At 62.4% G+C, this 20,684-nt stretch carries 17 protein-coding genes; 16 read left to right on the plus strand and 1 reads right to left on the minus strand.

Features of this window, described 5'->3' with window-relative positions:
• Nucleotides 1–68: 68 nt before the first annotated feature.
• From JHD62_RS02830 to JHD62_RS02895, 14 genes are all read left to right on the plus strand, one after another.
• Nucleotides 69–1,400: a sugar ABC transporter substrate-binding protein gene (locus JHD62_RS02830; RefSeq protein ID WP_131360082.1), complete on the plus strand. Its 1,332-nt coding sequence runs from the start codon at nucleotides 69–71 to the stop codon at nucleotides 1,398–1,400.
• An 87-nt stretch (nucleotides 1,401–1,487) separates the two neighbouring features.
• On the plus strand, nucleotides 1,488–2,441 hold the full coding sequence (locus tag JHD62_RS02835) for a carbohydrate ABC transporter permease (RefSeq protein ID WP_199101684.1): 954 nt from the start codon (nucleotides 1,488–1,490) through the stop codon (nucleotides 2,439–2,441).
• The gene (locus JHD62_RS02840) at nucleotides 2,438–3,259 is read left to right on the plus strand and encodes a carbohydrate ABC transporter permease (RefSeq protein ID WP_199101685.1); all 822 of its coding nucleotides are present in this window, start codon (nucleotides 2,438–2,440) and stop codon (nucleotides 3,257–3,259) included. Before JHD62_RS02835 ends, JHD62_RS02840 begins: the two co-directional genes overlap by 4 nt.
• Nucleotides 3,256–3,939, plus strand: a complete 684-nt coding sequence (locus tag JHD62_RS02845) for an HAD-IA family hydrolase (RefSeq protein ID WP_199101686.1) — start codon at nucleotides 3,256–3,258, stop codon at nucleotides 3,937–3,939. Before JHD62_RS02840 ends, JHD62_RS02845 begins: the two co-directional genes overlap by 4 nt.
• A 37-nt stretch (nucleotides 3,940–3,976) precedes the next feature.
• On the plus strand, nucleotides 3,977–5,086 hold the full coding sequence (locus tag JHD62_RS02850; protein ID WP_103525925.1) for an ABC transporter ATP-binding protein: 1,110 nt from the start codon (nucleotides 3,977–3,979) through the stop codon (nucleotides 5,084–5,086).
• Between the two features lie 96 nt (nucleotides 5,087–5,182).
• Nucleotides 5,183–6,574, plus strand: coding sequence for a D-arabinitol 4-dehydrogenase (gene dalD / locus JHD62_RS02855; protein ID WP_199101687.1), 1,392 nt, complete (start codon nucleotides 5,183–5,185; stop codon nucleotides 6,572–6,574).
• Nucleotides 6,575–6,599: 25 nt separating this feature from the next.
• Complete coding sequence (xylB, locus tag JHD62_RS02860) at nucleotides 6,600–8,066, plus strand: xylulokinase (protein WP_199101688.1); 1,467 nt, start codon at nucleotides 6,600–6,602, stop codon at nucleotides 8,064–8,066.
• 2 nt (nucleotides 8,067–8,068) lie between these two features.
• Entirely contained in the window at nucleotides 8,069–9,040 is a 972-nt protein-coding gene (gene tal / locus JHD62_RS02865; RefSeq protein WP_199101689.1) for a transaldolase, read from the plus strand.
• A gap of 14 nt (nucleotides 9,041–9,054) precedes the next feature.
• Nucleotides 9,055–10,002: a carbohydrate kinase gene (locus JHD62_RS02870; protein ID WP_199101690.1), complete on the plus strand. Its 948-nt coding sequence runs from the start codon at nucleotides 9,055–9,057 to the stop codon at nucleotides 10,000–10,002.
• Nucleotides 10,003–10,181: 179 nt separating this feature from the next.
• The gene (modA, locus tag JHD62_RS02875) at nucleotides 10,182–10,931 is read left to right on the plus strand and encodes a molybdate ABC transporter substrate-binding protein (RefSeq protein ID WP_199101691.1); all 750 of its coding nucleotides are present in this window, start codon (nucleotides 10,182–10,184) and stop codon (nucleotides 10,929–10,931) included.
• 2 nt (nucleotides 10,932–10,933) lie between these two features.
• Nucleotides 10,934–11,620, plus strand: coding sequence for a molybdate ABC transporter permease subunit (gene modB / locus JHD62_RS02880; RefSeq protein ID WP_199101692.1), 687 nt, complete (start codon nucleotides 10,934–10,936; stop codon nucleotides 11,618–11,620).
• 1 nt (nucleotide 11,621) lies between these two features.
• Entirely contained in the window at nucleotides 11,622–12,329 is a 708-nt protein-coding gene (locus JHD62_RS02885; protein ID WP_199101693.1) for an ATP-binding cassette domain-containing protein, read from the plus strand.
• Complete coding sequence (locus JHD62_RS02890; protein WP_199101694.1) at nucleotides 12,322–12,882, plus strand: nitrogen fixation protein NifQ; 561 nt, start codon at nucleotides 12,322–12,324, stop codon at nucleotides 12,880–12,882. Before JHD62_RS02885 ends, JHD62_RS02890 begins: the two co-directional genes overlap by 8 nt.
• Nucleotides 12,879–13,700, plus strand: coding sequence for a TOBE domain-containing protein (locus JHD62_RS02895; protein WP_199101695.1), 822 nt, complete (start codon nucleotides 12,879–12,881; stop codon nucleotides 13,698–13,700). The genes JHD62_RS02890 and JHD62_RS02895 overlap by 4 nt, the downstream gene beginning before the upstream one ends.
• Nucleotides 13,701–13,764: 64 nt before the next feature.
• On the opposite strand, the gene hflX is transcribed toward JHD62_RS02895, so the two are convergent.
• Complete coding sequence (gene hflX / locus JHD62_RS02900; protein ID WP_199101696.1) at nucleotides 13,765–15,147, minus strand: GTPase HflX; 1,383 nt, start codon at nucleotides 15,145–15,147, stop codon at nucleotides 13,765–13,767.
• Between the two features lie 172 nt (nucleotides 15,148–15,319).
• On the opposite strand from hflX, the gene JHD62_RS02905 reads away from it, so the two are divergent.
• Entirely contained in the window at nucleotides 15,320–16,561 is a 1,242-nt protein-coding gene (locus JHD62_RS02905; protein WP_199101697.1) for a DEAD/DEAH box helicase, read from the plus strand.
• Nucleotides 16,562–16,760: 199 nt separating this feature from the next.
• Nucleotides 16,761–20,669, plus strand: a complete 3,909-nt coding sequence (locus tag JHD62_RS02910) for a response regulator (protein WP_199101698.1) — start codon at nucleotides 16,761–16,763, stop codon at nucleotides 20,667–20,669.
• Nucleotides 20,670–20,684: the final 15 nt, after the last annotated feature.

Here is a 20,684-nt window from a genome sequence, read left to right on the forward strand (position 1 = left end):
GCTTGCGGACATTAACCCGCTGTAGTGCAACCTTGCTGTACTGAAAAAATAAAGAGGAGACAGACATCATGCATCAGCAATACCAACGCCCGTCCCGTTTGCGCCAGATTGTCCTTGCCGGCAGCCTGGCCCTGGCTTCCCTGTCCGCCGGTGCGGCCACCACGCTCACCATTGCCGCGCTCAACAACCCGGACATGATCGAGCTGAAAAAACTGGCACCGGCGTTCGAGCAGCAAAACCCGGACATCAAGCTCAACTGGGTGGTGCTGGAAGAAAACGTGCTGCGCCAGCGCGTCACCACCGATATTGCCACCAATAGCGGCAAGTTCGACGTGATGATGATTGGCACTTACGAAGCGCCGATCTGGGCCAAGAAGGGCTGGCTCTACCCGATGGACAAGCTGTCCGCCGACTACGACCTGAACGACGTGGTGAAAACCGCGCGTGACGGCCTGTCCTACGGTGGCAAGCTGTATGCACTGCCGTTCTACGTGGAAAGCTCGATGACTTTCTACCGCAAGGACCTGTTCAGCAAGCTGGGCCTCACCATGCCGGAAAAGCCGACTTACACCCAGATTGCCGACTACGCCAAGGCGCTGAAGGAAAAAGGTGGCGTGTATGGCATCTGTTTGCGTGGCAAGGCCGGCTGGGGCGAGAACATGGCCTTCCTGTCCACCCTGATCAACACCAATGGCGGGCGCTGGTTTGATGAAAAATGGCATCCCACCATCGATAGCCCAGAGTGGAAAAAGTCGGTCGGCTTCTATGTGGACCTGCTGCAAAAGTACGGCCCGCCCGGTGCCAGCACCAACGGCTTTAACGAAAACCTGACCCTGTTTGCCAGCGGCAAGTGCGGCATGTGGATTGACGCCACCGTGGCAGCCGGCATGCTGTTCAACCCCAAGGAATCGCAAGTGGCCGACAAGGTGGGCTTTGCCATGGCACCCACCGGTGTCACGCCCAAGGGCAGCAGCTGGTTGTGGTCGTGGTCGCTGGCCATTCCCAAGTCCTCCAAGCAGGAAGCCGCCGCCAAGCAGTTTGTGCAATGGGCCACCTCCAAGGACTACATCAAGCTGGTGGCCAAGGACCTGGGCTGGACTTCGGTTCCGCCGGGCACCCGCATTTCCACCTACAAGCAGCCGGAGTACCAGAAGGCCGCGCCGTTTGCCAGCTTTGTGCTGAATGCCATCCAGTCGGCCAATCCCACCGACGCCACACTGAAAAAAGTGCCGTATAGCGGTATCCAGTTTGTCGGCATTCCGGAATTCCAGTCCTTCGGCACCGTGGTGGGTCAGTCCATCTCCGGCGCACTGGCTGGCAACACCACCGTGGATGCAGCGCTGAAGGCCGGTCAGGCCGCTGCCAACCGCGCCGTGGTGCAAGGTGGTTACCAGAAGTAAGCGCAGTCATGGCCAGGCCGGGCGCAGCCCTGTCGCCCGTGTCTGGCCTGCCCTGCCTGTGATTCCCGTTTTGCTGGAGCAGTATTGATGAACTCCCCCACCCGCGAGGCCCTGCCCGCTGTTGACAGCGGCCAGCTCCATGCCGCTGCCGCTGCCGGCAACGCACGCAAATCCGTCTGGGCACAGCGCTGGCTGCTGTCCCCCGCTGTCCTCAGCCTGTTGCTGTGGTCGGTGGTGCCGCTGCTGATGACCATCTATTTCTCGGTCACCCGTTACAACCTGCTCAGCCCGGACGAGTCCGGTTTTGTCGGGCTGGATAATTACCGCTTCCTGTGGAGCGACCCGTCCTTCCTGCCGTCCATCTTCAATACCCTGCTGCTGACCGGCGCGGTACTGCTGATTTCGGTAGTGGGCGGTGTTCTGCTGGCGGTGTTGTTCGACCAGGAATTCTTTGGTCGTGGCATTGCCCGGCTGCTGGTGATTGCGCCCTTCTTTGTCATGCCCACCGTCAGTGCGCTGATCTGGAAGAACATGCTGCTGCACCCGGTATACGGCCTGCTGGCCGCTGCCATGCATGCGCTGGGCTTGCAGCCGATTGACTGGCTGGGCCAGTACCCGATGTTTTCCATCATCATGATTGTCAGCTGGCAATGGCTGCCGTTTGCCTTCCTGATTCTGCTGACAGCCATCCAGTCGCTGGACCCGGAACAAAAGGAAGCCGCGCAGATTGACGGTGCCGGCCCCTTCTCCATGTTCTTTTACATCGTGCTGCCGCACCTCAAGCGTGCCATCGGCGTGGTGGTGATGATTGAAACCATCTTTTTGCTGTCGATTTTTGCCGAAATCTACACCACCACCGCGGGTGGTCCGGGTACGGCCACCACCACTCTGTCCTTTTTGATCTACTCCATGGGCCTGCAACAGTTTGACGTGGGCATGGCGTCCACCGGCGGCATTCTGGCCGTGGTACTGGCCAATATCGTGTCGGTATTCCTGGTGCGCATGCTGGCCAGCAACCTCAAAGGGGAGAACGAGCAATGAGCGTCGCCCACAGCCGCCTGCGTTATGGCATCACCTCCGCCGTGGCCTGGAGCCTGGCCATCCTGGTGTTCTTCCCCATCTTCTGGATGATGATCACCGCCTTCAAGACCGAGGAGCAGGCCTACCAGCTGAGCGTGATTTTCCAGCCTACGCTGCAAAGCTTCCGCGAGGTGTTTGCCCGCAGCGACTACCTGTCCTTTGCCGGCAACTCCATCGCCATCTCGCTGGGCGTTACCGTGCTGAGCCTGCTGGTCGCTATTCCGGCCGCCTACAGCATGGCCTTCTTCCCCGGCCCGCGTACCCAGAAAATCCTGCTGTGGATGATGTCCACCAAGATGATGCCGTCGGTGGGCGTACTGCTGCCGGTCTACCTGCTGTGGAAGAACAGCGGGCTGTTGGATACCGTCAGCGGGCTGATCATCATCTATACCCTGATCAACCTGCCCATCGCGGTGTGGATGGCCTTTACCTACTTCTGCGAAGTACCGAAGGAAATCCTGGAAGCCGCACGCATTGACGGGGCCAATACCTGGCAGGAAATCTTCCACCTGCTGTTGCCGATGTCCTTGCCCGGCCTGGCTTCCACCGGCCTGCTGTTGCTGATCCTGTCGTGGAACGAGGCTTTCTGGAGTATCAACCTGTCCAGCTCGCATGCCGCGCCGCTGACGGTGTTCATTGCCTCCTACTCCAGCCCGGAGGGCTTGTTCTGGGCCAAGCTGTCTGCTGCTTCCCTGCTGGCGGTCGCACCCATCATGGTGCTGGGCTGGCTGGCACAAAAGCAGCTGGTACGCGGCCTTACCTTCGGAGCGGTCAAGTGAGCCAGACCTTCACCCATCTGATCAGCGACTGCGACGGCGTGCTGCTGGACACCGAAGCCATCGCCTTTGAAGTGTTGCAGCGCGAACTTTCCGCCAGCCTGCCCGGCATCGATGTGGCTGCCGCCATCCTGCCGCGCCTTGGCCTGACGCTGGATGCACTGCTGGCCGACATCGCCCGTCACCATCCGCTGTCCATGTCGGCGTCAGACATCGAACAACTGCGTGACACGGTGGAAGGCGAAGTGGCCGAACGCCTGCAATTGATACCCGGCGTGGCCGCCGCCATGACCGCCGTGCCGCTGCCGCGGGCGGTGGTCAGCAATAGCGCCGGGCACCGGGTACGTGCTGCGCTGAACAAAACCGGCCTGGCCCCGCTGTTTGAAAACCGGGTTTTCTGCGCCGATGAAGTGGGCGCGGCCAAGCCGGACCCGGCGCTGTATCTGGCCGCCAGCCAGGCTTTTGGCGTGGCGCCGCAGCACTGCCTGGTGGTGGAAGACAGCGTCACCGGCGTACGCGCTGCCGTGGCAGCCGGCATGACGGTACTGGGCTTTACCGGTGCCGGGCATGTGGCCGACGGCCAGGCCGACAAGCTGCTGGCCTGCGGGGCCTGCACTACTTTTGATAACATGCAGCGCCTGCCCCAGCTGGTGGCCCTGCTGTGCCAACACCACCAACAATGACAAAAGCGGCGACCCCAGCCGCCCGAGGAGAATGAATATGGCAAGCGTCAACCTGCGTAATGTCAGCAAGCGCTATGGCGACAACCCGGAAGTGATGCGCGACATCAATCTGGACATTCAGGATGGAGAATTCGTGGTGTTTGTCGGCCCCAGCGGCTGCGGCAAATCCACCCTGCTGCGCATGATTGCCGGGCTGGAAGACATCAGCGGCGGCGATTTGCTGATTGGCGACGACCGCATGAACACCGTGCCACCGGCCAAGCGCGGCATCGCCATGGTGTTCCAGTCCTATGCGCTCTATCCGCATATGAGCCTGTACGACAATATGGCCTTCGGCCTGAAGCTGGCGGGCAAATCCAAAAGCGAAATCGACGCTGCGGTACGCAAGGCAGCCAGCATCCTGCATATCGACCACCTGCTGGACCGCAAACCCAAGGCCTTGTCCGGCGGCCAGCGCCAACGGGTGGCCATTGGCCGCGCCATCACCCGCGAGCCCAAGGTGTTCCTGTTTGACGAACCGCTGTCCAATCTGGACGCCGCGCTGCGGGTAAAAATGCGGCTGGAGTTTTCCCGTCTGCACCAGGACCTGAAAACCACCATGATCTACGTCACCCACGACCAGGTAGAGGCGATGACGCTGGCCGACAAGATCGTGGTGCTGTCCGCCGGACGCATCGAGCAGGTGGGCAGCCCGAAAACCCTGTACCACCACCCGGCCAACCGTTTTGTGGCGGGCTTTATCGGCTCGCCCAAGATGAACTTCATCGACGGCACCGTCAGCGCCATCGATGCTGAAACCGTCACCGTGCAGATCAACAACGGCGGCCTGCAACAGGTGTGCGTGGCTGCGCGTGGCATCCAGCCCGGTGACAAGGTCTGCATCGGGGTGCGGCCGGAATACCTGCAACTGGACAGCGACCATCCCGTCATCAAGGCCACCGTCAGCACGGTGGAGGGCCTGGGTGACTTCTCCTATATCTATGCCGCCTCCGCCAGTGCCGAAGAACCCTTGATCAGCCGCATCCCGGACACACTGGAAGTGGCCGATGGCAGCCAGATCGGCTTCTCCATCAAGCCGCACCACTGCCACTTGTTCGACAGCCAGGGCGAGGCCATGCCGCGCACCACACCGCCGACGCAACACTGATTTCAAGCATTGCAGCCCCTGCACCGCCCTTGCCTGTCCGGCAAGGGCGCGGGGACGGCTGCGCCCTGATCAAGCCAAACACAGGAAGCACAGATCATGACTTCATCCCAACAACAGCCCGGCTGGCTGCACATCGGTGCCGGTTCCTTCCATCGCGCCCATCAGGCCTGGTATCTGGACCAACTGGCCAAACAAGGCCAGCCCGCCTGGCGGCTGGCGCTGGGCAATATCCGCGCTGACATGTCGCCGCTACTGGAGCAACTGGCCGCCCAAAACGGCGTGTACACGCTGGAAACCATCTCCCCGGCCGGTGAGCATCGTTATGAAGAAATCCACGCCATTCAGGCCGTCATTCCCTGGGACGCCCAATTATCCGCGCTGATTGCCGCAGGGGCGGACAGCAACACTCGGGTGATTTCCTTCACCGTGACCGAGGGCGGCTATTACCTGGACCAGCACTTGCAGCTGGATACCGCCAATGCCGACCTGGCGGCCGACCTGCAAGGCGGCCTTAACACCATCTATGGCGCCATCGCTGCCATTTTGCGCACCCGCATGGCGGATAGCGGTGCGCCAGTCACCCTGCTCAACTGCGACAACCTGCGCCATAACGGCGAGCGCTTTCACAGCGGGCTGAAGCAGTTTCTGCAACTGCGTGGCGAAACGGATTTGCTCGCCTGGGTGGACAGCCATACCAGCAGCCCCAACTGCATGGTGGACCGCATCACCCCGCGCCCAACGCCGGAAGTTGTCGCGCGGGTACAGGCGGCCACCGGCAAGCACGACCCCTGCGCCATCATGGGCGAGTCCTTCATCCAGTGGGTGGTGGAAGACAACTTCATTGCCGGTCGCCCGGCGCTGGAGACTGTTGGCGTGGAAATGGTGGAGTCAGTACTGCCGTATGAGGAAGCCAAAATCCGCATCCTCAACGCCAGCCACAGCTGCATTGCCTGGGCCGGAACCCTGATTGGCCTGTCCAGCATTGATGAAAGCACGGCCGTGCCGTCCATCCGCCAGATGGCTTTCGATTACGTAACCGAAGATGTCATCCCCTGCCTGTCGCCCAGTCCGCTGGATCTGGCTGCCTACCGCGACACCGTGCTGGAGCGTTTTGGCAACCCGCACATCCGCGACAGCAACCAGCGTGTGGCTGCTGATGGTTTCTCCAAGGTGCCGGGTTTCATCGCTCCCACCTTGCAACAATGCGTAGCGCGTGGTGCGGTGCCGGAGGCCACCTGCATGCTGCCGGCGCTGTTCTTCCGCTTCCTGCAACGCTGGCAAGCCAATACGCTGCCATACACCTATCAGGACGGTATCATGGACGCCGCAGCCTGCCGCCAGATGCTGGCCGCCGCCGACCCGGTGGCCGCCTTCTGCGCCGACCCCATGCTGTGGGGCAGCCTGGCTGGCACCGCTCAACTGGAGACGCCGCTGCGTGCGGCGCTGCAAAAAATCGACCAGTGGCTGGATGGCATGCAGGCAGGCTGATTCGGGTAATCCGCTGGAGAGAGCGATGTATCTTGGAATTGATCTGGGCACCTCGGAAGTCAAGGTTGTCCTGCTGGATGAGGCTGGCGGCCTGCTGGCCGTGGCGGGCGAAAGCCTGAGCGTGTCGCGGCCACGGCCTGGCTGGTCCGAGCAGCAGCCGGAAGACTGGTGGCAGGCCACCGGCAAGGCCATTGCCAAGCTGCGAGACAAGGCCGGTGCGGCCTTTGCCGGCGTGCGCGCCATCGGCCTGTCCGGCCAGATGCATGGCGCGGTACTGCTGGACGAGCACGACCGGGTATTGCGCCCGGCCATTTTGTGGAACGACTTGCGCAGTGTGGCTGAATGCCAGGCACTGACGGCTGCTGCGCCGCGTCTGCACCACTTGGCAGGGAACCTGGCCATGCCGGGCTTTACCGCGCCCAAGCTGTTGTGGGTGGCCCGCCACGAGCCGGAGCTGTTTGCCGCCACCGCTACCGTACTGCTACCCAAGGACTACCTGCGCCTGCGCATGACCGGGGCCAAGGTGTGTGACACCTCGGATGCCTCCGGCACCTTGTGGCTGGATGTAGCCGAACGCGACTGGTCGGACGAATTGCTGGCCGCCTCCGGCATGCGCCGCGAGCAGATGCCGCAACTGGTGGAAGGCCTGCAAGCCGCAGGCACCCTGCTGCCGGAAGTCGCCGCCGCCTGGGGGCTGGGGGATGGCGTCATCGTGGCCGGAGGTGCCGGTGACGGTGCGGCCAGCGCAGTGGGCATCGGCGCGGTGCAGCCGGGCGACGGCTTTTTGTCGCTGGGCACCTCGGGCGTGATGTTTGTGGTGGACGACAGTTTCCGCCCCAACCCGGCCTCCGCCCTGCACACCTTCTGCCATGCCCTGCCCGGCCGCTGGAACCAGATGAGCGTGATGCTGGCCGCCGCCAGTTGCCTGCGCTGGTTCTGCAAGCTCACCAGCGTGGATGAAGCCAGCCTGCTGCAGGAAATCGAAGCCATGCCGGATGAGGCCCGCGCCAGCGCGCCGGTATTCCTGCCCTATCTGTCCGGCGAACGCACCCCGCATAACGACCCCTTTGCCCCCGGTGTGTTCTGGGGCCTGACCCAGGCGCACGACCGTGCCGCGCTGGGCTATGCGGTGCTGGAAGGCGTCAGCTTCGGCATGGTGGACGGGCTGGATGCATTGCGTGCCGCCGGTAGTCAGGTCAGCCAGCTGTCGCTGGTGGGCGGTGGCGCACGCAGCCCGTTCTGGGCGCAACTGCTGGCCGATGCATTGCAACTGGACATTGTCACCCATGTGGGCAGTGAAGCCGGTGGTGCACTGGGCGCAGCCCGGCTGGGCTGGCTGGCAGCGGGCGGTGATATCCCCACCGTATGCACCAGGCCACCGGTGCAGGCCGTGTATCAGCCGGATGCCCAGCGCCATCAGGCGCTGCAAGGCCGTCTGCAACTTTTCCGTGACATCTACCGGAACCGACCGGTTCCACAGCAAGAGGCCTGAGCATGAATTTGCTGGCACAACTCAAGCAATACACCACCGTGGTGGCCGATACTGGCGACTTTCAGCTGATCCGCCAGTACGCCCCGCAGGACGCCACCACCAACCCTTCGCTGATTCTCAAGGCGGCCCAGCAAGCGGCTTATCGCCAACTGGTGCTGGACACACTGGCCGACAAGCGCCAGTTACCCATGGATCAGCAGATCGACGCGCTGCTGATTGCCTTTGGCCTGCGCATTCTGGACAGCGTACCGGGCCGGGTCTCCACCGAAGTGGACGCCCGCCTGTCGTTCGACCGCGTGGCCACCGAGGCCAAGGCGCGTCAGCTGATTGCCCTGTATCAGGCAGCCGGGGTAGATACCTCCCGTGTGCTGATCAAGATTGCCGCTACCTGGGAAGGCATTCAGGCGGCCGCCGCGCTGCAGCGTGACGGCATTCACTGCAACCTCACCCTGCTGTTTGCCCCGGTACAGGCCGCCGCCTGCGCCCGTGCCGGAGTCAAACTGATTTCACCCTTTGTTGGCCGCATTTACGACTGGTACAAGAAAACCGCCGGGGCCAGCTGGGACGAAGCCGCCCATGCCGGCGTCAACGACCCCGGAGTGCGTTCGGTACGGCGCATTTACGCCCTTCTGCGCCAGCATGGCTTTGCTACTGAAGTGATGGGAGCCAGCTTCCGCTCCACCGGGCAGATCCTGGCACTGGCCGGCTGCGACCTGCTCACCATCAGCCCGGATTTGCTGCAACAGCTGCAACAGGCGGATGGCGTGTTGCAGCCGCAACTGCATGCTGACATGGACCTGGGCGACGACACCCTGCCTGCCAGCCTGCTGGACGATGCCATCGACGAAAGCCGCTTCCGCTTTGCGCTGAATGAAGACGCAATGGCCACGGAAAAACTGGCCGAAGGCATCCGCCTGTTTGCCGCCGATACCGAAAAACTGGCGCAGTGGCTGCAAGCGCTACCAAACGATTGAGTCAGGAGAACAACATGTTTCTGGTTTGTGGAGAAGCGCTGTTCGACTTTTTTGTCGATCAGCCCGCCAGTGCCGACTGCTGGCCACAACTGCGTTATCAGGCGGTGCCGGGCGGCTCGCCCTTTAATGTCGCCATCGGGCTGGCGCGGCTGGGCCAGCGCGCTGCCCTGTTCAGCGGCATGTCAGAGGATTTCCTTGGCCGGCAGTTGCTTGCCGTGCTGGAGCAGGAAGGCGTGGACTGCCGCCACCTGCAACTGCGCCAATTGCCCACCACACTGGCGCTGGTGGGGCTGGATGCCGCTGGCAAGCCGCAATACAGCTTTTATGGTGACAAGGCCCCGGAAGCCAGCCTTAGCCTTGCCGACCTGCCACAGCTGGGCAATGCGGTACAGGGGATTCATGTCGGGTCGTATGCGCTGGTGAGCCACCCCACCGGTGACAGCCTGCAACATCTGGTCGCCCGTGAAAGCAAGCAACGGCTGATCAGCCTGGACCCTAACATTCGCCTGAACGTGGAGCCGGACCTGAACCGCTGGCGCAGCGTGCTGGACTTCCATGCCAACCATGCCCATCTGATCAAGGTCAGCGACGAAGACCTGCAACTGCTCTACCCGGACTTGCCGGTGGAAGAAGCCGCCCGTCGCTGGCTGGGCGGGCAATGCAGTCTGGTGATACTGACCCGTGGCGGCGACGGCGTCACCGTGTTCAGCCCGCACCACGGTGAATGGTCGCTGCCGGCCCTGCCGGTGGACGTGGTGGACAGCGTGGGCGCGGGCGACACCTTCCAGGCCGCCTTGCTATGCCATCTGGCCGAGCAGGGTCTGGCCAGTCCGGCCGCGCTGGCCGGGCTGGATCAGGCACAAATCAACACCCTGCTGCAGTTTGCCATCCGCGCCGCTGCCATCACCTGCTCGCGCCGCGGGCCGGACTTGCCACGGCGTGCAGAATTACCCGCCGCCTGAGCTTCTGTCACAAAGCCCGGTCAGCCACTCAGCTGCCCGGGCTTTTTTCGTGCGACACCCCAGAACCCCACCATTCACCGCTACCAACTCCGGCCGATTGCCCATTCACCGGAAGGATTATTTCTTGGCGTTATATATCCGGGTATATTACGCACTCATCCCTCACACCGGAGTGCCCGATGAAAGCAAGGCGGATTGCCCTTTCCCTGTGCAGCATGTTGCTGGCAGGACATACCCTGGCCGGGGAAATCACTGTTTCTGCCGCCGCCAGCCTGACCAATGCCTTCAAGGATATTGCCCAGGGTTTTGAAGCGAAAAATCCGGGCAGCAAGGTCAACTTCAACTTTGCCGCTTCCGGCGCGCTGTTGCAGCAAATGGCCAAGGGAGCACCGGTGGATGTGTTTGCCTCGGCCGATCAGGAAACCATGGACAGCGCGGTCAAGCAGAAACTGGTGAACAGTGCCGAGCGCAAGGACTTTGCCCGCAATACGCTGGTGCTGATTGTGCCTGCCGACAGCAAGCTGAAGCTGCAACAACTGTCCGACCTGCAACAGCCTGCCATCAAGCATGTGGCGCTGGGCGTTCCGGCCAGCGTGCCGGTAGGCCGCTACGCCAAGCGGGCGCTGGAAAATGCCCACCTGTGGCCAGCGGTGGAAGCCAAGGCCATCAATACCCAGAACGTACGCCAGTCGCTGGATTACGTAGCCCGTGGCGAAGTGGAGGCCGGCTTTGTCTACCAGACCGACGCCGCCATCATGCCGGACAAGGTAAAAGTAGCGTTTGCCGTGCCGCTGGATGAAACCATCAGCTACCCGGTGGCGCGCACCACCAGCGCGGCCAATGCCGCCGAGGCACAACGCTTTGTCAGCTATCTGTTGTCGCCAGCCGCCCGGGCCATTCTGGCCCGCTATGGATTCAGCAAACCCTGACCATGACTGACTGGATGAATGACCCGGCCTGGACAGCACTGGGCCTGTCGCTGCGGGTGGCGGGCTGCGCCACCCTGCTCAACCTGTTGCTGGGCGTGGGGGTAGGCTTGTTGCTGGCACGTGGCCGCTTTCCCGGCCGTAATCTGCTGGACACCTTGCTGACCCTGCCCATGGTGATGCCGCCCACCGTGCTGGGCTATTACCTGCTCACCTTGCTGGGCCGACGCGGCCCCTTGGGCGGCTGGCTACAGGCGCAGTTTGGCATCATCCTGATCTTCACCTGGCAAGGTGCGGTAATTGCCGCCGCGCTGGTAGCTTTTCCCCTGGTATACAAACCAGCCCGCGCGGCATTTGAAGCGGTGGACGGCCAGCTGGAACAGGCCGGCCGCGTGCTGGGCATCTCGGAAATCGGCATTTTCTTTCGCATCACCCTGCCCTTGGCCTGGCGTGGAATACTGGCTGGCTTGCTGCTGGCTTTTGCCCGCGCACTGGGTGAATTCGGTGCCACGCTGATGGTGGCGGGCAGTATTCCCGGCAAGACCCAGACCTTGTCGGTAGCCATTTATGAGGCAGTACAAGCAGGACAGGACGACAGCGCCAACCGGCTGGTACTGGTGACATCGCTGGTCTGTGTGCTGGTTTTGCTGTTGGCCGGCAAGCTGGCTCCGGGCCGGGTGGCGGAGCGCTGACATGACAACACCCCGCTTTGATCTTTCCATCCGCCACACCCTGCACAGCGGTCAGCGCAGCTTCTCGCTGGATATTTCCCTGCAAAGCCGCTGCCAGCAATTGGTGGTGTATGGCCCGTCCGGCGCAGGCAAGAGCCTGCTGCTCAAGGCCATTGCCGGCTTGCACCGCCCTGATGCCGGTCACATCCGGCTGGATGGCCGCAGTCTGTTCGACAGCGCACAGGGCATCTGCCTGAGTCCACAGCAAAGGCAGCTGGGCTATCTGTTTCAGGATTACGCGCTGTTTCCGCATCTGAGCGTACGGCAGAACATCGGCTTTGGCCTGCAGCGCGGCTGGCTCAACCCCGGACGCCGCCGCCAGCTGGAGGCTGTTGATTACTGGCTGGAAGCTTTCGGCCTGCAAACACTGGCCGATCAACTGCCGGCCACCCTGTCCGGCGGCCAGCGCCAGCGCACCGCACTGGCCCGCGCGCTGGTGGCCCAGCCGCGTGCCTTGCTGCTGGATGAGCCGTTCTCCGCGCTGGATCCGGCGCTGCGCCAGCAATTACGCGGCGAGCTGGCCGAACTGTTGCAACGGCTGTCCATTCCCATGCTGCTGATTACCCACGATGCGGCAGACGTGCGCGCATTCGGCCAGCAAACCCTATACCTGCAGGAAGGCAGGCTTGGTCAGCCACCTGCGGACCTGACGGAGACGCTCCATGGATGATTCCCGGCAACAACAGACCTTCAGTCTGCTCAGCCGTGCGGTGCTGGGTGTGCTGCGCAATGCACAGGATGGTGAGCTGCCACTGTTTGCCTGGACACTGGGCCTGTCACAAGCGGACTTTCTGGAGGTGTTGTCCACCTGCGCGCCAGAGCTTGGCACCATGGAAGCCTTGCCCGATGCCCAGTACCAGCAACTGCAGGCACAGCGCCCACCCTTGCATAATGATTTGCTGCTCATGCTGCTGGTTAACCGCTCGGCGGCGGAAAATCCACTGCATGGCCGCTGGCTGGCACATGCAGTGGCCGTTGCCAGCCTGGGCAGCCGCCACCTGTGGCAGGACATGGGCCTGTCGTCCCGACACGAGCTGAACCAGCTGTTGCAGTGCTATCTCTACCCCTTGCATGTGCGCAATCGGGGCGATGCCAAATGGAAGAATTTCCTCTATGCAGAGCTGGGAGAGCAGCTGGGTCGTCCAGACCTCAAGCCACCTGAATGTCATAGAAATCAGGAGCGCACCGTTTGCCACCCATCCGGGACAGGAAATCTGACATGAAGCAACAGGACATCACCCTGCAAGGCGCATTGTGGCTGAACCTGGCCGGGGAGAAATTCGGCAGCCCGCAACATCTGGCCTTGCTGGCGCAAATCGATGTCTGCGGCTCCATCAGTCAGGCAGCGCGCGATATCAGACTGAGCTACAAAGCTGCATGGGATGCCATCGACCACATGAACAATCTCGCCGGTGAGCCGCTGGTGGAGCGGCTGTCCGGTGGCAAGGGCGGTGGCGGTACCCGGCTGACCGCTCGTGGCCGTCAACTGGTGGCAAATTACCAGATCATCGAGCGGGAACATCAGCAGTTCCTGCGCAATCTGCAGCGTCAGGCCAGCGGCATGGCCGACGACTTGCTGCTTTTGGGAGGCATGAGCATGAAAACCAGCGCGCGTAACCAGTTTCTGGGCAAGGTGGTGGCCGTCAGGAACGGTGCGGTGAATGACGAAGTTGAACTGGAAATCACCGATGGCCTGCGCCTGGTGGCCGTGGTCACCCACGACAGCGTCGCCAGCCTGGGGCTGGAACCGGGGGTGACGGCTTATGCGCTGATCAAGGCTTCATCGGTGATTGTCGGCACCGGGGATGACGGCACTGGGGATGACAACATCCGCCTGTCGGCACGCAACCAGCTGCGTGGCACGGTCAGCCGGCTGATTCCGGGAGCGGTCAATAGCGAAGTGGTGATCGAAATTGCCGCCGGGGTCAGCATCGCCGCCATCATCACCAATGGCAGTGCCGAAGACATGGGCTTGCAGACCGGCTGCAGCGCCACCGCCATCTTCAAGGCATCCAGCGTGATTCTGGGCGTGCCGGGCTGACGCAACAGCACAACAAAAAGCCCATGTTGCGACAACATGGGCTTTTATGTTCAGAAAACCGGATTCAGACTTCCCAGTATTCCTTTTCCCGCCCGCCAGAACCGGGGTTGAGCTTTTCGTGCAGACGGCGCAATTGCTCTGCCTCTCCACGCACGCGGAACCAGCTGCCCTCTTCTTCTGCCCGTTCTTCCAGCACCTGGCAGTGGCTGTAGATTTCGCCACGCAGTTGCTGGGCCGACCACGGCAACAGGATTTCATCTTCAGTCAGATCCTGCTGGAAGAAAGCCACGATACGGGCACGCAGGGCGGATACATCGTCCGGACGACGCGCACTCATCACCACGCAGCCGGGGTAACGCTGTTCCAGCTCGGCACGCCAGCCGCTTTCGTCCGCCACGTGGTCGATCTTGTTGAACACGCGGATACGCGGCACTTCGTCGGCACCGATTTCATGCAGCACGGTATCGGTTACTTCCAGCTGGCGTTCAAAGCCCGGGTCGCTGGCGTCGATCACATGCAGCAGCAGGCCCGCATCCAGCGCTTCTTCCAGCGTGGATTTGAACGAGGCCACCAGGCCGTGAGGCAAGTTCTTGATGAAGCCCACGGTATCGCTCACCAGCACGCGCGGCACGCTTTCCGGGTAGATGGCGCGCACCGTGGTATCCAGCGTGGCAAACAGCTTGTTGGCCACCAGCACTTCGCTACCGGTAAGTGCCCGCATCAGGGTGGATTTGCCGGCATTGGTATACCCCACCAGCGACACCCCGGCCAGGCCCTGACCCTGCCGTTCCAGACGGCGGGCACGCTGGGTCTTGCGTTCCAGCTCCATCGCCAGGATTTCACGTTGCAGTTCGGCAATCCGGTCGCGCACCTTGCGGCGGTCCAGCTCGGTATGTGACTCACCCGAACCACGGCCACCCATGCCGCTACGCTGACGGCCTTGTGGGCCGGCCAGCTTGGCCGCCTCGCGCAGACGCGGGGCCATATAACCCAGCCGGGCAATTTCCACCTGTGCCTTGGCCGCGCGCGAACGGGCATTGCGATGGAAGATTTCCAGAATCACCATGGTGCGGTCCATCACTTCGCAACCAACGGCCAGCTCCAGATTGCGCGCCTGGGACGGGGAAATTTCGTGATCCACCAGCAGCACATCAATCTCAATGGCGGACGGGTCCAACTGCGGCGGCGCATCGGCCAGCTCATCAGCGCGCAAGCCGCGATTGACGTACATGTGGATTTCTTCCAGCTTGCCCACCCCCAGATAGGCGGTACGGTCAAAGCCGTTACGCTTCTGCACAAAGGTATGCACCACCTGGAAACCCAGGGTCTTGGCCAGTTCGCTCAGCTCGGCCAGCGAGGAGGCAAATTCGATATCGCTGACTTCCGGCAATTGAACCGACGCCACGATGGCATATCTGGGTTTGTCTTTGACTTCTGTTTCTTCCATGAGCTGATTGCTTCACTTTACTTTGGCTGGCGAGCCCGGATTTTACCCTTAAACGTCCCCGCCTGCCGCCCAGATTGCAGCAAGCTTGACCCTGCAGGCTGACAGGCTGATACTGCGCGCCTCTGCCGGCTTTGCCGCCGCTTCCATCATTCTTCTTTCGTCTGTCCCGCTCATGCCATTCACCTCTCTGGGCCTGCAGCCTGCGCTGGCCGATGCCGCCGCTGCCCAAGGCTATGCCACCCCCAGCGCCATCCAGCACGCTGCCATCCCCGCCATCCTGCAAGGGGGCGATGTGCTGGCTACCGCCCAGACCGGCTCGGGCAAGACCGCAGCCTACTGCCTGCCGCTGCTGCAACAATGGCTGAGCGACCACACAAGCAAGCGTCGCCAGCTGCGCGGGCTCATCCTGCTGCCCACACGTGAGCTGGCCATCCAGGTGGGTGCCACCCTGCGCGAACTGGGCGACAGCCTGCCGCGCCATCCCAAGGTGGTAGTGGCCTATGGTGGGGTTTCCATCAATCCGCAGATGATGGCCCTGCGCGGTGGTGCCGACATCGTGGTGGCTACGCCCGGCCGCTTGCTGGATTTGCTGCAACACAATGCGCTGAGTCTGTCTGCCGTCAGTACCCTGGTGCTGGATGAGGCCGACCGCTTGCTGGACCTGGGCTTTGCTGCCGAAATCAAGCAGTTGCTGGACTTGCTGCCACCCTACCGGCAGAACCTGCTGTTTTCCGCCACCTTCCCGCCAGCGTTGCGCACGCTGGCCACGCAATTGCTGCAACAGCCGCAAACCATAGACATCCCGGCCTCGGCTGAAAATAGCCCGGCCATCCGCCAGCGGGCCATCGAAGTGGATGCAACGCGCCGTACCATGCTGCTGCGTCATCTGCTGCAAAACGAAACACCGGAACGGGCGCTGGTATTTGTTGCCAGCCGCCACAGCGCCGAGCGCGTCAGCGGCAAGTTGCAACAGGCAGGCATCCGTGCCGCCGCCCTGCACGGCGACTGTAGCCAGGGCCAGCGTGGCCAGGTACTTGCCGACTTCAAGGCTGCCCGGCTGCAAGTACTGGTGGCCACCGATGTGGCGGCCCGCGGCATCGACATTGCCCGGCTGGAGATGGTGGTCAACTACGACCTGCCGCGCTCACCTGCGGATTACACCCACCGCATTGGCCGTACCGGCCGTGCCGGTGCCAGCGGCGTAGCCATCAGCTTTGTCTGTGCCGACAACGCCGCCCACTTCCGCCTGATCGAGAAGCGCCAACAGCTCCAGCTTGAGCGTGAACGCATTGCCGGTTTCGAACCGCAGGATGCACCAGCGAGCACCCCGCTTGCCGACGGCAACGGCGGCATCAAGGGCAAGCGCATGAGCAAGAAGGACAAGCTGCGCGCGGCCCAGGCGGCCCAATCCTGAAACCAGCCCTGAAGCCAGCCCCGGCGGGGGCTGCAATCAATCTGCAATGACAATTGAGTTTGCGATTTCCGCCATGTTAATATCATGAAGCCGCTACGGAAATCGCCAGCTCCGCCCCTCTGAATCAGGCGCAACCGGGCCGGCAAACACTTCTCCCCTCATCGCAGCACAGCACAGTACGCCGGTATTGGAGCGCTGATTGAAAAAGACTTTCGCCAGCAGTCTGGTCCTGCGCATGTGCGGGTTGATCCTGCTGTCCATCCTGGTATTCGCCTTTGGCTGCTATCACCTGATCGTGCAGCGCACTGTCGACAGCCTGGCCCAGTCGGAAATGCAGATTTCCGCCCAGCAATTGCAGTCCCGCACCCAGCATTTGCTGTCCAGCGTGCAGGACACCTTACGTGCCAGCCAGTCCTGGGGCCGCAACAGCACCTGGAACAGCCAGACCGAATGGCTGGCGGCCAATCGTCACGAACTGCAACGCTTCAACGATTTCTTTTTCCCCATCATCGAAAACCACGCCGAGATAGCCTCGGTCAACATGGCACATCAGTCCGGGCGCGAAATACTGCTGCTGCATGATGCCAACGGCGGCTGGACCAATCGCATCAGCGACCCGGCACACTGGGGCCGCACCACCTACTGGTTTTTCTGGGACCGACAACGCAGGCTGATCCGCAGCGAGACTCGGCAGCAGGATTACGACGCCCGCCAGCGTCCCTGGTTTCGCAATGCCATGGCCAGCAACGATGACGGGGCCATTGTCTGGACCAGACCCTATACCTTCTACACTACGCGCCAGATCGGCCTGACCGTCTCCACCCGCTGGACCGCCAGTGACGGCAGCCGCTTCGTGATTGGCCATGACGTCAACCTGAGCAGCCTGTCCCGCCTGGCCGGCACTTTGCCTTCGGAACGCGCCAAAACCCTGGCCTTGCTGGATGAACAGGGCCGCCTGCTAGCCCTGCCCTATGCTGATGGCCAATTGCAGCCGGGCGAGCAACTGCACCCGCTGGCCACGGTGAACAACGGCCCTCTGTCGCATGCCTATCCGCACTGGCTGTTGCGCAGCCAGCTGGCCGGGCAAGCCAGCCGCTTCACCGCAGATGGGCAGGAGTGGTTCAGCCTGTTTCAGCCCATGACACTGAGTGACCAGACCTGGTGGATTGCGGTGATTGCGCCGGAGTCTTCCTTTCTGCCCGGCACCGCCAGCGACCTGATCCTGCTGGTACTGATCAGCATTGCCGCCCTGATTTGTGCCGGCATGGTGGCACTGCGCATGGCACAGCGTTTTGCCCGACCACTGGAATTACTGGCGCAGGGCAGCGTCCGTTTCGGCCAGCTGGAGCTGCAACAGGCGGTCAGTCAGGAAGCCTTGCAATCCCCCTGGCTGGAAGTGCGCCAGCTGGCAGCCGCGCAGGAGCAAATGCGTCAGCAATTGCTGGTCAAAACTTCAGAACTGCAACAGGCCCGCGCCGAGCTGGAGCAAAAAGTGGTCGAGCGCACCAGCGACCTGCAACATCAGGTAGCCCTGGTGGAAGCCCTGCTGGACACCATTCCCAATCCCATTTTCTACAAGGGTGCCGACACCCGCTTCATCGGCTGCAACCAGGCATACGAGCAGGCCTTCGGCATAGACAGAAGCAACTTCATCGGCAAACGGGTGCTGGAGCTGGAATACCTGCCGGCCAGCGCCCGCCAGATCTTCCAGCAAGAGGACGAAGCAGTCATTGCCAACTGCAGCCGCGTTTCGCGTGAAGAACAGCTGCGCTTTGCCGATGGACAGTTGCATCACGTGCTGTATTCGGTAACCGGCTTCCGCCACGAGGACAACACACCGGGCGGGCTGATTGGCGTGATTGTCGATGTCAGCGCCATCAAGGTTGCCGAGCAGGAAGCCCGTGCCGCCCGCCATCAGGCCGAAGCCGCCACCCGTGCCAAAGCCGAATTCCTGGCCAATATGAGCCATGAAATCCGCACACCGATGAATGCCGTCATCGGCATGACCCAGCTGGCACTGCAAACTCAGCTGAGCCCACAGCAACGCAATTATCTGGAGAAGGTCAATACCGCAGCCAACGGCCTGCTTGGCCTGATCAACGACATCCTGGACTTCTCCAAGATCGAAGCCGGCAAACTCAGTTGCGAGCAAACCGAATTCGCGCTGGAAGAAGTCATTGCCCGGGTGGCCGACCTGATGGCGCTGCGGGTGCGGGACAAGGGGCTGGAACTGCTGTTCGACATTGACAGCGCGGTTCCCGCCCGGCTGATTGGCGACCCGCTGCGCCTGGGTCAGGTGCTGAACAACCTGGTGGGCAATGCCGTCAAGTTCACCGATTCCGGCGAAGTGACGCTGAGCGTGCGGCTGGAGCGGGAAGAACAGGACAAGCTGACACTGCACTTTGCAGTCAGCGACACCGGCATCGGCATGAGCGCGGCCCAGCAGGACTGTATTTTCCAGGCCTTCTCGCAGGCTGACAGTTCTACCACCCGCCGTTACGGCGGCACCGGCCTCGGGTTGAGCATCAGCAAGCACATCGTGCAACTGATGGATGGCGATATCACCGTCAGCAGCCAGCCAGGACAGGGCAGCTGCTTCAGCTTTACCTGCCAGTTTGGCAAGGCGGATGCCAAAGAGCCGGCACTGAGCACGCTGCCGGACATCCGTGGCATGCGTGCGCTGGTGGTGGATGACAATGCCGCAGCGCGCGAAGTATTCGTCCACATGCTGCAAGCACTGCAACTGGAGGCATGGTCGGTAGACAGCGGCACGGCTGCCTTGCAGGCCCTGCAGCAGGCACAGGATGCCGGACTGCCCTATCAGCTGGTGCTGATCGACTGGAAAATGCCCGGCATGGACGGGGTGGAAACCCTGCGCTGCATCCAGGCCAATACACAACTGGACACCCCGGTATGCCTGCTGGCCACCGCGCACGATTGCGACAGCCTGAGCCAGGCTCTGGGCAACACCACGGTTGACGGCATTTTCAACAAGCCGGCCACCTTCTCCACCTTGCTGGACGCCATTCATACCGCCTGCCGTCATCAGCCGGCGCTGCAAGTCGGCAGCAATGCGCCGCGGCTGGATCTGGCACAGCTGCGCCAGTTACTGCAAGGCGCACAGGTTTTGCTGGTGGAAGACAACCAGACCAATCAGGAAGTGGCTCTGGAGCTACTGCGTCAGGTCGGCATACAGGCTGATCTGGCCGAAAACGGCGCCCAGGCCGTGGCGATGGCCGCCGCCAGGGACTATGCCCTGATACTGATGGACTGCCAGATGCCGGTGATGGACGGACTGGAAGCCACGCGCCAGTTGCGGCTGGACACCCGCCACAACGCGAGCAAGATCGTCGCCATGACCGCCAATGTCATGGAAGGCGAAGAACAGCGCTGCCTGAGTGCCGGCATGGACGACTACATCGCCAAGCCCATCGACATCCAGGTGTTTTATGCCTGCCTGCTGCGCCACTTGCGCCCCGGCATGCCGCAAAGCCTGCCCGGCAAGCTGACGCTGCCCGGCAGCGGCCGCAGCAGCGATGTCGTCCTGAACCGCGATGCCGCCCTGCTGCGCATGGGTGGAGACACCACCTTGTACCAGCGCTTGCTGCATCGCTTCCGCGAGCGGGAAAGCGATGCCTGCCAGCGGCTGCGACAAGCCTTGCAGCAGGCAGACACCGAAACCGCCCGCCGCATCGTGCACAACCTGAAGGGCCTTGCCGGCAATCTGGGTGCGGACGCGCTGGCCGCCGCCTGCCGCCACGCGGAATACCATCTGGACAGCGACATCGACAGCCGCGACCAGGCCATCCGCCGGCTGGAGCAGCAATTGCAAGCCCTGCTGGCGCAGCTGGAGCAGGAGCAGACGCCAGCAGCTGCCATTCCGCTGGCCGGTGAAGACAGCATCCGTGCATTGCTGGATACGCTGGAACAACAACTGCGTGACGATGACATCCGCGCCAGCAAGACCGCGGCGGAATTGTTCCGCAACCTGGCTGATCACGAAGCCGCCGACGCCGCCGAACAGCTGTCACGTCAGGCGGGACAATATGAATACGAAGCCGCCTTGCAGCAGCTGGCCCAGCTGCGCGCCCGGCTGCAAGCAAGCTGACCATGCATGCCAACC

Source organism: Aquitalea sp. ASV11 (assembly GCF_016429185.1).
Taxonomy (GTDB): domain Bacteria; phylum Pseudomonadota; class Gammaproteobacteria; order Burkholderiales; family Chromobacteriaceae; genus Aquitalea; species Aquitalea pelogenes.

Excerpts from the sequence above, each read along its gene's own strand:
- JHD62_RS02835 (WP_199101684.1), top strand. The coding sequence starts at position 1,488 with ATGAACTCCCCCACCCGCGAGGCCCTGCCCGCTGTTGACAGCGGCCAG.
- xylB (WP_199101688.1), top strand. The coding sequence starts at position 6,600 with ATGTATCTTGGAATTGATCTGGGCACCTCGGAAGTCAAGGTTGTCCTG.
- JHD62_RS02870 (WP_199101690.1), top strand. The coding sequence starts at position 9,055 with ATGTTTCTGGTTTGTGGAGAAGCGCTGTTCGACTTTTTTGTCGATCAG.
- modA (WP_199101691.1), top strand. The coding sequence starts at position 10,182 with ATGAAAGCAAGGCGGATTGCCCTTTCCCTGTGCAGCATGTTGCTGGCA.
- JHD62_RS02850 (WP_103525925.1), top strand. The coding sequence starts at position 3,977 with ATGGCAAGCGTCAACCTGCGTAATGTCAGCAAGCGCTATGGCGACAAC.
- JHD62_RS02890 (WP_199101694.1), top strand. The coding sequence starts at position 12,322 with ATGGATGATTCCCGGCAACAACAGACCTTCAGTCTGCTCAGCCGTGCG.
- JHD62_RS02905 (WP_199101697.1), top strand. The coding sequence starts at position 15,320 with ATGCCATTCACCTCTCTGGGCCTGCAGCCTGCGCTGGCCGATGCCGCC.
- JHD62_RS02885 (WP_199101693.1), top strand. The coding sequence starts at position 11,622 with ATGACAACACCCCGCTTTGATCTTTCCATCCGCCACACCCTGCACAGC.
- dalD (WP_199101687.1), top strand. The coding sequence starts at position 5,183 with ATGACTTCATCCCAACAACAGCCCGGCTGGCTGCACATCGGTGCCGGT.
- tal (WP_199101689.1), top strand. The coding sequence starts at position 8,069 with ATGAATTTGCTGGCACAACTCAAGCAATACACCACCGTGGTGGCCGAT.
- modB (WP_199101692.1), top strand. The coding sequence starts at position 10,934 with ATGACTGACTGGATGAATGACCCGGCCTGGACAGCACTGGGCCTGTCG.
- hflX (WP_199101696.1), bottom strand. The coding sequence starts at position 15,147 with ATGGAAGAAACAGAAGTCAAAGACAAACCCAGATATGCCATCGTGGCG.
- JHD62_RS02895 (WP_199101695.1), top strand. The coding sequence starts at position 12,879 with ATGAAGCAACAGGACATCACCCTGCAAGGCGCATTGTGGCTGAACCTG.
- JHD62_RS02840 (WP_199101685.1), top strand. The coding sequence starts at position 2,438 with ATGAGCGTCGCCCACAGCCGCCTGCGTTATGGCATCACCTCCGCCGTG.
- JHD62_RS02830 (WP_131360082.1), top strand. The coding sequence starts at position 69 with ATGCATCAGCAATACCAACGCCCGTCCCGTTTGCGCCAGATTGTCCTT.